This is a genomic window from Sphingobacterium endophyticum (assembly GCF_009733535.1).
Classification (GTDB): domain Bacteria; phylum Bacteroidota; class Bacteroidia; order Sphingobacteriales; family Sphingobacteriaceae; genus Sphingobacterium; species Sphingobacterium endophyticum.
In genome coordinates, this window is the sequence record NZ_ML771899.1 from 380351 (window position 1) to 392647 (window position 12297).

The window sequence follows — 12297 nt, forward strand, 5'->3', positions numbered from 1 at the left end:
TCTATTTATAGTCTTTAGGATATTTTCCTTTAATATGTGTGCCGAAACCAAACATAATAGGTTTATAATTTCCAACTGGGTCTACATTTAAATCTGCTTTAATGTCATTTTCTAAGCCTACTGCCCAATAAGCGGCATTTACAATTAATCGGCGAAGGTTCTGATCTAATAAATCAATTGAAGCTCCCATAGTTGTTGTAAATGCTTTTCCTTTTTTGCCACCTGGCAACTGATAGTCTTTAGTCCATGCAATCGGCATAATGGTTTTCTTTTTATTCACAGGACTGTCAGCAGTCATTCCTAAGGTAGGCTGTCCAAAGACAAGGATATGGGCATTGCGAAGATTGTTGTTAATTCCATAAACATCGGAGGGTACCCAAATATCACCAACACCTAATAGGATTGGGTTTTTGGCATTTACTTCAAGGCCGTTGATCAATCCTAAAGCACCTTCTTTTCCATGATCTCCATGGTGATTGATCCATGTTTCACCCAAAACTAATCCGCCAAATCCACCTTTCCATTCTCCTTCAGCGCTTCCATATCCATAGTGTTTATATGGACTTTTAGATTCCTTTGAAAAATTAAAGGCATGGGTTGCGGTTCTTAGTCCTATTACTGGTTTACCAGCTTTTAAGTAGTTGTCAACGAATTTCATCTGTGCATCAGGTAATTCGCGGAACCTAGTTGCAATAATCATTAAATCTGCATTTTCCAGGTTCTCTATTCCGGGAATGTTTTTTTGAAATTCAGGATCGATTTGATTATTGCTTGGATTTATTGAAAACAATACGACAGTTTCAAACCCATGCTTTTGAGTTAATATTTTCGCCAGCATGGGTAAGCTTTCCTCGGAACGGTATTCTTCATCGCCAGAAATAAGGACTATTTTCTTTCCTTTATCCTGTCCTTTTTCAGGTGTATAGTGTAACCAATTATTTTGTTGTGCAAAACAATTTTGTAAACTAAAGCTAAGTGCCAAGAACAGAATTAAAATTAATCTACTTGAACTGTTCTTAAAGGTTTTACCGGTTCTGAGGTTGTGTGTCATTATAAATCTTAAAAATATGGTTGATTAAGTTGTTTCTACTTGAGGATCTAATGGATCGGATTCTTCTTCATGTACCGGTTTATATGATCTTTTTTGCCAGAAATGGAAGAATATGAATAAAATGATTAGAACTCCAGGGAAGATTGCCAATTTTGCCAATGTGATTTGACCAACTGCAAGGTCCAGATTTTCAACTACAGCTCCTGATTGTTGTACAGCAGCTTTTGATTGGTCGATCCAACGTCCGATGATAGGTTGGAATATCGATGTTGAAAACATACCAACTCCTCCAATTACAGACATGCCTATTGCGCCACTAAGAGGGACCCTTTGAGCAGTTGTGGCAATCATAGTCGGCCAGAAGTAACATACACCAACTGCAAATAGTAATGCCGCAAGATAAACCATTCCTCCTGTTGCAACGGAGAATAAATAAACGCCAATGGTTGCAAAAATTGCCCCGCCCAGTAAAACCCCTGTTTGCCCAAGTGCCTTAACGACTGGACCGGCAAAAAAGCGACCAACGGCCATAACACCTGTTACCAGTGCTAAAACTAACATTGGACTTGCTCCGCTATTTGCCATGATAATTCCAACCCATTGTTGTGGTCCGAATTCTGAAATAGCCGTTAATGCCATACAGCAGAATAAGAAGATAAAGGTTGGTGAAAACATCGCTTTCAAATTGTTTGATAGAGAAGCTTGGCTTTCTTGTTTTGGTTTTGGGAATGCTTTACCATAGAAAATAACGGCATACAGAATTGTAGGGATCATAATAATCCACATTTGAGTCTGCCAAGATGCTCCCATTTTTGTCATTGCTAAGGAGATCAAACTACCCAATACAATTCCGCCTGGGAACCACATGTGGAATCTGTTTAGCATTTTGTCCATTTTTTTGCCTGAATATAGATCGGCAATCAATGGATTACAAGCTGCTTCAGTACAACCATTTCCTAATCCTATAAATAAGGTTGAAATCAATAAGGTAGAATATCCGTTCGCAAAGATTGTTAACAAAATACCTAATGTATGCGAGATAAATGCGAAACGCATAATGTTGCTGGGGCCAATTTTATAATAAAAAATACCACCGAGAATCATTGAAATTGGAAATCCAAGGAACCACATGGAATTGATAAATCCAAGTTGTTCTGCAGAAAGATTAAAATTCTCGCCAAGCTGCGGTAAGATTCCTGCGCGGATGGAGAATGTAAGGCCTGTAGTGATTAGTGCTAGACAGCTTCCTAAAAACAAGGCACTAGGGTTAACTTGTTTACTCATAATAGGGTTTATTTGTGGTTAAATTTTTCTTGTTGATTTTTCAACAAGATACAAGATAACTTATTTTTTTTCAAATTTTTCTAAGTTAGTATTGATAAAATTATACCCATATTCGGCAATTTCCCATGGGTCCGAATATTCTCGCCATACATTAATGGAATTCGCAAAATCAGGATCTGCTCTGGAGAATGCCTCAATCGTGTACCATCCCTTATAATTAATGTCATGCAATGATTGAAAGACTTCATCCCAGTGTACCAACCCTTTCCCCGGAGTTCCACGGTCATTTTCACTGATATGCACGTGCGCTAAATTTGGGGCTATCTTTTGAATGGATGTTGTAACATTCTTTTCTTCAATATTTGCATGGTGAGTATCGTACATTCCCTTTACGTTCGGATGATTAGTCAGCTCTATTAAATAGGACAGGTGATCTATGCAGCTGGCTAAATAATTCTCAAATCGATTAACTGCTTCGGGAGTTAGTGTTATACCTGCTTTCTGTGCGTGATCTCCGGCAATTCTTAAGGCCTCAGCCGCCCACTGATATTCCTGTTCATTAGGTGCAGCTCTTGTAAAGAATCCATGTGTGGAATGGAAAGGTCCGCATAATATTTCCGCCCCCAAATCCTGTGCGCGGTCAATTGCCCATTTAATCCTTTCTATTCCCTTCTCACGTGTTTTTTTATCTGGAGATATCGGGTTTTCATCCAGCCCTAATACGGTAACTGCATTTACTTCTAAGCCTAAATTCTTTGCATGTTCTGCTAATGCTTTGTACTCTTCTTGGTCAGGGGAGCCTATAAAAACCTCAACACCGTCATAACCTATTTTCTTTAATCGGTCAAGAATGGGAAAAGCCTTTGAAGAAACTCCAGCAGTCCATGGTAAGATATTAAAGCCAATTTTGTTCATATATATCTTCTTTTTCTAAAAATAATTATTCTTTTTCAAGAGGGTGTACCTTCAATAACTCATCCGGTGAGTAGAAACCTTTTTTATCTTTAATTGAATCACGTATTTCTTTAACTTTTGCCGCTGAAATCGGTGATGCCTCATTTCCAAATGAATTCCGCACGAACGTTAATACATCCGCAATCTCCTGATCATTTAACATCATGCCAAATGGAGTCATCGGTACTTGGCCCGGATACTTTTTACCATTGACCTCAATTGGTCCTAATAAACCATTTAAGGTTAATTTAATCAATCGATCTTCATTTCCTGTTACCCATCTACTTGCTTGTAATGGCGGGAAGCCTGAGGTATTTAAGCCTTTGCCGTTTGGCTGATGACAGGTTACGCAGAAGCCTTCTTTCGCGTAAATAACAGAGCCTCGTTTAAACTGGTCTAATGCTGGGCCTGTAAGCTTCGTAGCAGTCTTACTTGTTTCCTTGTTTTCTTTGACAGATTTATTGTTTAAATGCGCCAATGAGGTCAGATAAGCCGGTTTGTTCCATTTATCCAGAGTCGTTGTATCTATGGTATTCATTAAATCAAGTCCTTCATTTGGTTTCATCCATGATGCTGCAGCGATTAATTCTAATTTTACTCGTCCACTTTCATCTTTTGTGGCTTTGGCCATCAATTCTTTGTAATTCTTGATTTTGTCAGTATTGTACCTTAAAGCATGAATTGCAGCAGCGCGTGCATGATAATCATTGGATTCAAGGAGTTTCTGTACAAGATCGGCATTAATTTTATTTGCGCCCCATGTTACCCACATAGCTTCGGTCAAATTATGGAGATATTTAGGATCTTTCTCGTCTAAATTTTTAGCCCATTCAACGGTTTTTTTAACCACCTCATCAGCATCTCGCATCCTTAATTCTGTGCGGGTTCTATAGCGTGTTCTACTTTCATGAAGTTTTAAGTTTTCTAATAATTCATCAATGGAAGCACCATCAATTTTTGCCGGCTTCACAAGTGGTCTAGATGGATAGGTAATTCTATAGATTCTACCATGAACGTGGTCACGAAGCGGATCACGCGCATTGTGCTGCATGTGTCCAATCAGCATGTTGTGCCAATCTACGATATATAAAGAGCCATCGGGTGCTATCTCAGCATCTACTGGACGGAAATTCTTATCATCCGACCAGAATAAATCCTGCCTATGTTTCGATTTATATCCAGTTCCATCATCTTCAAAAGTATGCTGTTTTCCTCCAAGGAATCCAATGGTATTATTTAATAGGTAATCCCCTTGAACAGAATCAGGGAAGTGACTGGATGATATAAATTCTAATCCAGAAGTTGGGCGAACGCGATGTGCTTCATCTACTAAGGTAAATGATTTGTCATTCGCCTCCCCATATCTAGGTTTTATACTACCAGGCAGCATCCAACGAACGTCTGGTCCAGATGTTTCCAAATATAAAGTCTGTCCCCAATCATCGGTTGCAATTCCCCAAGGATTAGGAATGGATACCTGTGCTACTCTTTCTAATCGCTTGTTTTGTGGAGAATATCTATAAAACCCGCCATTAACACCTCTTACAGGTCCGTAGGAGGTTTCAACATTTGTGTGCAGGAACACGCCTTCTGCCATAAACATTGCCCCCGAAGGATCCATAGTATAAGCACTATGTGCATGATGGGTGTCATGATCATCAAATCCACTAAGAATAATTTCCTTCTTATCAGCTTTGCCATCGTTGTCTGTATCTTTCAACAATACCAGGTTCTTTCCTTGAGATAATAAAACCCCTTCAGGAATAAATTCAAATCCAATGGGTAAATGCAAGTGGTCTGCAAAAATTGATTGTTTATCTGCCTTTCCATCGCCATTAGTGTCCTCTAGGATAATAATTTTATCATTTGGTTTCCCATCACCAGCTTTCCAATGTGGATAGCTAGGCATGGTCGCAACCCAAAGTCTTCCTTTAGAATCAAAGGAAATCTGGACAGGATTTGCTAGATCTGGAAATTCTTTTTCTGAGGCAAAAAGATCAATCTTATAGCCTGGGGCAGTATGGAACTTTGCTAGGGCCTCCTCGCCATATAAGTACTTTGCATCTTTACCTTGTCCAAAATCATAATTCGTTTTTACTTCCGGTAGTGAAGAGGTGTTCTTATCCATTGCGGCAAGATCATAGGATTCTCCTTTTGCGGCTTTCCATATCGCGGTATCTCTAATCTCACCTAATTGACGTAGTTTTTTGATTTCAAATGGATAGTTTTCTGGACCGAATGGATTATACCTTCGGCCATAGGCATGTACTCCATTCGGAATTTTAAAGTCTTGATTCCAAACCCAATCCTTTTCTAAAACGGCTTCTTTAATTTCCTTTTTATGAGCAGATGGTTTTCCATCTCCTTTTCCAAAAATATTGCTGACAAGGTAGTCTGCAAATTTTGCATACGTAGCTTCTGAAAGTTGTGATCCATCAATGGTTACAGGATCTTTTTCTTGGTCATACCATTTTTGAGTAATATTATATACATCTAAAAATGGAACGTTCTTTTCCTTAGCCACCTGCTGCATCGCATCGGCATATAATTTTATATTCTTGTTGGTTTCTTTGCCATCAGGAAGGTCGTAGATGTTTGACAGGTCTTCAAACGCAATTGGCGAAACTAGAACCAACTGGGTTCCTTTTCCCCCATTATAATCTTGTGCATTGGTATGGTCGATAAATGCAGCTATTTCACCTTTAAAATCTTCTATTCCTTCTTGTCCACGAAAGGATTCATTGTATCCAAAAAATCCAATAATCAGATCTGGCTTTAAAGTGTTTAACCATTCGTCCTCTGTTGGGAAATGGCCTTCGCTACCTGTATTGATATCAAATTCAGGATTGAATTTTTCTGCCCCCGGAAATGCCCAAGGAGAATTTCTCGATGGATGTGGCCGGAATCCCGGTGTATTCCCGGGACTACAGATATTTCTAATGTATAGATTACTGTCAGGAAATCGAGTGTGCAATTCCGTGTCAAAATCCCCATATTCCATCATTCTTGATCCTAAATTATTTCCTACTAAAACAACTCGTGAATCTTTATGGATTTTGATGGGTTCCATGCTTGGTTTATGGCTACAGCCAAGTAAAAACAGGATAAATGAAAATGCTATTAAATGCCTCAATGAGTTCATAATTTAAATTTGTAGAGGTTGATTATAGATCTATATGAAACGAAATTCTTAGGTACATCGATTCAGGTTAACTCAAATATAGGTTTATAATTTGTTTAGGGTGTCCTGTACTATCCTGTTTAATAAAAATATTACAATTGATATGGAATTACTTTGTAAAGAATTCCTTACACAGTTTGCTTAAAACGTTTTAGTTGTTATATTTAGTTCTATCTAAAGAGATAATAAACCTATAGTCAATCATTATATTTATAAAGGTATATGAATCGTTGAACAATATAATATTTGTGAAACAATGTCTATACTTAAAAGAATAAGTTTTGAACTTTTTGCATGATAAAGAAAACCTATGTACTAATCCTATTTTTGGCGCTGTGTGTGCAGGTCTTAGTTGCGCAACATACTAAGAATGACCTTCGAGCACCTGCTTTTCCATTAATCACGATCGACCCCAATAGCAGTGGCTGGTCCTATACAAATAATCTTTATGATTCAAGTCCAGTACATTGGTCCGATAAGAAAACTCCATTCTTGGGAGTTGTAAAAATTGATGGAGAATTGTATAGGTTCATGGGTACCGAAGAATTGGAAATGATTTCCTTAGTCCCTAATGGAGAAGATAGATCATGGAATGGCCAATATACAACGAATCAGCCCACTGATCATTGGGCGTCAATGAACTTTGATGATTCTAAATGGAGCTCTGGCAAAGGGGCTTTTGGAACCATTGAAAATGAATCCCTCAGCAAAACAAACTGGACAACCGATAAAATTTGGGTTAGAAGGGAAATTGAGTTAAAAGAAGATCTTTCAAATCAATCTGTTTACTTGGAATATTCCCATGATGACGATACCAAAATTTATATCAATGGTATTGAAGTCGTAAATACAGGGGGAACAGGGAAAAACAAAAGAGTTGAGCTTTCAGATCAGGTTTTAAAGAGCTTAAAGAAAGGTAAAAACTTAATTGCTGCCTATTGTTTTAATGGTGGTGCAAATGGTTTTCTAGACTTTGGATTATTGGTTGAACGAACAGATGATTCCTATTTCGGGAAAACTGCAACACAGCTTTCATTCGATGTTCAGCCTATGCAAACCATCTATGTTTTTCAATGTGGAGATGTTGAATTGAAAGTCACTTTTACGGCTCCTGTATTTTTGGATAATCTTGAGTTGTTGTCCAGGCCAATCAATTATTTAAGTTATGAACTTAAATCTTCGAAACCAAAAGATGTGGAATTGTATTTTGAAGCATCTCCAAACTGGGCACTCAATCTTCCAACTCAAGAATCTGTATCCTCAACCTTTGAGAATAATGGAATTACTTATCTAAAAACAGGTTCAGTTTCCCAAAAGGTTTTAGAACGTAAAGGAGATCATGTCAAAAATGATTGGGGCTACTTTTATTTGGCTTCAGAGAGCCAAGGGTCAAAGGCAAAAGTAGGTAACAGTGCCTCTTTACGATCCTCGTTCGTAAAAGGAATTCCAGAATCAAAGAGTCAGAATAATGGAATAGATCAATTGGCGCTAACAAAAAAGCTTCAGGTAAATGGTACTGCTAAAGGTAAGATTGCTATAGGCTATGACGATGTGTTTGCTATTCAATATTTTGGCACGAATCTGAGACCCTACTGGAATAGAAAAGAAAATAGCAGTATTGAAAAACAATTTGAGCTCGCATTCAAAGAGTATGATCAATTGATGCAGGCAGTAGAAAAATTTGACAACCAATTTATGTTGGACTATCAGAAATACGGAAAGGAATATGCAGAGTTATGTGCCTTAGCCTATCGCCAATCTATTGCTGCTCATAAATTAGTGGAGGCTCCAAATGGAGACCTACTATGGCTGTCTAAGGAGAATGATAGTAATGGCTCTATCGGTACAGTCGATATAACCTATCCTTCTGCTCCTTTATTCCTTACTTATAACCCTGAATTAGCGAAGGCCTTAGGAAACTTCATCTTCTACTATTCGGAATCCGGAAAATGGCCGAAACCATTCCCTTCTCATGATATTGGTACATATCCTGTGGGAAATGGTCAAACTTATGGTGATGATATGCCGGTGGAGGAAAGTGGTAACATGTTGGTTTTAACCTATGCCATAGCCAGAGCTGAAGGCAATGCAAAATATGCGGACAAGCATTGGAAAACACTAACTATCTGGGCGGATTATTTGGTAGAAAATGGGTTGGATCCTGAAAATCAACTCTGCACCGATGATTTTGCAGGTCATTTTGCTCACAATGCCAATCTTTCTGCAAAAGCGATTATGGGCATTGCATCTTTTGGGCATCTAGCAAAGATGCTAGGGAAGAATGAGGTTGCCGATAAATATATTTCAAAAGCTAAAGAGATGGCTAAAGAATGGGAGAAAATGGCTAATGACGGGGATCACTATAGGCTTACTTTCGATAAACCCGGCACTTGGAGCCAGAAGTATAATCTGGTTTGGGATAAGGTATTCGATATGGGGATTTTTGATCCAAATGTTATTAACAGGGAAATTAAATACTATTTAACTAAACAGAATCAATTCGGCCTACCTCTGGATAGCCGCGAAGCCTATACAAAAACAGACTGGATATTTTGGACAGCAACAATGGCGGATAGTCATGATGCCTTCCAGAAATTCATTAAACCGGTTTACAGTTTTATGAATGAATCGACGACTCGGGTTCCGATGTCCGATTGGACTTGGACAGATCGGCCGGAAAGACGGGGCTTTAAAGCTAGAGCGGTAGTGGGTGGATATTTTATAAAGAAATTTGAAGATCAAATTAAAGGAAGGAATTAAGATTCAGGTTATATATTAGGTTAATTAGAGAGGGGGGATGCGCTTGCATTCCCCTTCATTTTTTAATCAACGATAAATAATTCCGATGCAATTTGGTCCGCTATTAATTTACCCGATGGATTTAAGATTATCTTCCCATCCTCCGATATCCCGACAAAACGATCATGAATGTATTCTTCAATGTTACTTTTGATACTATTTAAATAATCATCTCCAAATTCCTTCTTTACATACTCCTGGTCAATTCCCCATTTTGTTCTCAATGAGGTCATCACATATTCATTGAAGCGATCATTCTTACTCAATTGCTCGGTTTCCAATGGGAGTTCTTTTGCTAGGATCCCTTTGATATAAAGTGCGTTGTTGGCAATATTCCAAGAGCGTGAAGTTCCGTTGAATGAATGAGCTGAAGGGCCGATTCCTAAATAGGGTTTGCCCTTCCAATAGTTGCTGTTATGTCGGGCATAACTGTCTGGTTTAGCAAAATTGGAAATCTCATAATGTTCATAGCCTGAGGAAAGCAAAGTTTCTATTAACATCAGCATCTGTTCAGCACTTTGTTCCTCATTTAAAGCTGGCGTGCTTCCCTTATTGATCATATGTGCTAATGCGGTCTTCTTTTCAACCGTCATCGAATAGGATGAAATATGCGGCACCTCTAATTCTATAAGCTGCTTCATATTTGATTTCCATTTGAGATTAGTCAATAGCGGAAATCCGTAAATAAGGTCGCAGGTAATATTTTCAAATCCAGCATCCTGAACTCGCATAATAGAAGATTTGGCCTCCTCCGCATTATGTGCACGGTTCATCCATATTAAGTCCTCTTCAAAGAAGGACTGAATCCCTATACTAAACCTATTGATTTCCGTATTTCGAAGGTCTTGAACTTTCTTTTTATCTAAATCATCGGGATTTGCCTCAAGTGTAATTTCTGCACCAGAGCTGATTTCGAAATACTTGGCAACATGTCCAATAAGACGATCGATTTCTTTCGCTTGAAGGATTGATGGCGTTCCACCCCCAAAATAAATGGAGTCAACTTTCTTGTCTTCAAGGTAAGAGGCACGAAGCACTATTTCCTGCAGCATTGCCTCCAATAGCTCATCCTTATATTTTATAGAGGTGCTAAAATGGAAGTCACAATAGTGACAGGCTTGCTTGCAAAATGGAATGTGAAAATAGAACATGGGTGCCCGCTCAGATAGTATGAGGCAAAGGTAAGGAATTAAGAATAAAAAGATATTTATATAGAATTATTAAAACCTTTAGTATATCTTTTAATGTGTTTACAACACTTTCAATAGTTGAATCATCATTTGATGGATTAACCATTAATCGTACAAATGCACTATTTTCTCCCCCTTGTATATGTTTGTCTAAAATATTATTAAGTCTTATTTCTAAATCCTCGTTGCTATTTGCAATTTTTCTCATTTCTCTCCCTAATACAATAGGGCCAATGCTTTCGAAAACTATACCTTTTGTTTCATCAAATAAATCGTTATGTTGTTCATATATCATTTCGTCATTTAATGTAAAAAAATGGACAACTAGATTCGAGATATCAGTAGCATCTTTTTGACGCTGTTCTGGTCTGTCATCGTAAGCAATGAGCTTGAGTAAGGCTATTGCAGGTAATGTTGCTACTTTGAATGAATGCCCAGTCTCAAAATTTACATCTTCTATCCCATTATTATATACCTCTATTAATCCATCTACACGAATACTGGTCATGCCTATATATGTTTAAGCTCTCCGTATCTCATATTAGTAAAAATCAGTTTTTAAATAGTTGTCAAAAATCAATTCTGCAACCTCTTTATTTCTTGGATCTTGACTAAGGATTAAATCAGCATAAATTAATATAGGCGGAGCACAGTCTTTCTCTAAATTATTCGCTTCTTGCCAAAAATGTTGTATGATTTCAATATCACCTTTAGAGTCCGGAACAAGCATCATTTTTGTCATAAGCTCCATCTTCAATAATTTGGTGTAAAGTGTTTTTATTTCGGGTTCAATATAATTTGACATTATGTTCGCACCAGCTTCTCCTCCCCATACATCACCAGGCGCAAGTTGCTGCTCTTTACAATACGTATTATTTTTTAAAAACCGGCACCGCCCTACCTTTAGTTTTGGTCTTAAGGTCTCACTATAGCCTGTGATCCAGCGCTCTAGTAGCTCACGTTTACGAGTTATTATATATTTATTTTTATTTTTGGCGATTAGATAACCGGCTTCTTGTAAGTTATTTATAACTAAAGGAACGTTGCCTAATGCTACATTTGCTCGATGAGCAATTTCCCTATAAGACATATTTAAAGCGTTTTTTTCAGTAAGTAACAAAAACACTATTTTCAGTCCAGTAGGAGTAAATGCTCTGTTAGGTTTTTCTTTTTCCACTGCTGGTATTCTGTTTCCCTCAATAAAAATATAATAGTTCTCATTGCGGAAGTAAAAATTTCCAGCTATATCTAAATACGCTATGTTTTCTTTTCTCAGCATTCCCTTAGTTTTAGGGAAAATGTTTTGCGCTAAGAGTAAAAACGTGTCATTTACGTAAGCTAGAGTTCTAATTCGTTCTAAATGTGTATGCCGGATTTCTTTCTTAACGTCCGTTTTAAATTTAATTCGATTTTCGCCTAAAGCAATTGTCAATATTCCATCTATCTCTGAATTATCAGTAGGTTCCCATTCTCCATGTAAACCCGCTACATTTTCGAGATTGTTCAATGCTTTATTTACCGTCTTGATTTCCTGTTGAGTTATCATTCGTTCATTTTTCTACTATGTTCACGTTACGTGAACAAACGAATTCAGTGAACATTATTTATTAATCAAAGAAATATTATATGTGTAATCAAACCTTGAATTAAATATATAGCAATGTAATTCGTGGATTGTAAAACAGATAATGGTTCTATTCTCCGGATATTGTCTGGATTTATAATCCGAATGTCAAAAAAGAAACTAAAAATCTATGTTTTCTATTTGTTACTTTTAAAACTCAAGCAATTGATTTTTAATGCAATTACACATACTGGGTACTCGCTCAGTTTTTTAT

The 12297-nt window shown here is 37.5% G+C and carries 8 protein-coding genes; 1 reads left to right on the forward strand and 7 read right to left on the reverse strand.

The annotated features are described in order from the left end of the window. Position 1: 1 nt before the first annotated feature. From E0Y80_RS01740 to E0Y80_RS01755, 4 genes are read right to left on the reverse strand one after another with little or no spacing between them, the layout of a single operon-like run. Positions 2-1051 (reverse strand): ThuA domain-containing protein, encoded by a 1050-nt coding sequence (locus tag E0Y80_RS01740; protein WP_156305680.1) that lies wholly within the window; start codon positions 1049-1051, stop codon positions 2-4. A gap of 24 nt (positions 1052-1075) precedes the next feature. Continuing rightward, the gene (locus E0Y80_RS01745; RefSeq protein WP_156305681.1) at positions 1076-2335 is read right to left on the reverse strand and encodes an MFS transporter; all 1260 of its coding nucleotides are present in this window, start codon (positions 2333-2335) and stop codon (positions 1076-1078) included. A gap of 60 nt (positions 2336-2395) precedes the next feature. Beyond that, complete coding sequence (locus E0Y80_RS01750) at positions 2396-3250, reverse strand: sugar phosphate isomerase/epimerase family protein (protein ID WP_156305682.1); 855 nt, start codon at positions 3248-3250, stop codon at positions 2396-2398. Positions 3251-3275: 25 nt separating this feature from the next. After that, the gene (locus tag E0Y80_RS01755; RefSeq protein ID WP_156305683.1) at positions 3276-6431 is read right to left on the reverse strand and encodes a PVC-type heme-binding CxxCH protein; all 3156 of its coding nucleotides are present in this window, start codon (positions 6429-6431) and stop codon (positions 3276-3278) included. A gap of 333 nt (positions 6432-6764) precedes the next feature. On the opposite strand from E0Y80_RS01755, the gene E0Y80_RS01760 reads away from it, so the two are divergent. Next, positions 6765-9230 (forward strand): glutaminase family protein, encoded by a 2466-nt coding sequence (locus E0Y80_RS01760; RefSeq protein ID WP_156305684.1) that lies wholly within the window; start codon positions 6765-6767, stop codon positions 9228-9230. 62 nt (positions 9231-9292) lie between these two features. Here E0Y80_RS01760 and hemW read toward each other — a convergent pair whose 3' ends face one another. From hemW to E0Y80_RS01775, 3 genes are read right to left on the reverse strand one after another with little or no spacing between them, the layout of a single operon-like run. After that, positions 9293-10420, reverse strand: coding sequence for a radical SAM family heme chaperone HemW (gene hemW / locus E0Y80_RS01765; RefSeq protein ID WP_156305685.1), 1128 nt, complete (start codon positions 10418-10420; stop codon positions 9293-9295). Between the two features lie 10 nt (positions 10421-10430). After that, positions 10431-10967 (reverse strand): hypothetical protein, encoded by a 537-nt coding sequence (locus tag E0Y80_RS01770; protein ID WP_156305686.1) that lies wholly within the window; start codon positions 10965-10967, stop codon positions 10431-10433. A 33-nt stretch (positions 10968-11000) separates the two neighbouring features. Next, complete coding sequence (locus E0Y80_RS01775) at positions 11001-12005, reverse strand: type IV toxin-antitoxin system AbiEi family antitoxin (protein ID WP_156305687.1); 1005 nt, start codon at positions 12003-12005, stop codon at positions 11001-11003. Positions 12006-12297 lie beyond the last annotated feature (292 nt).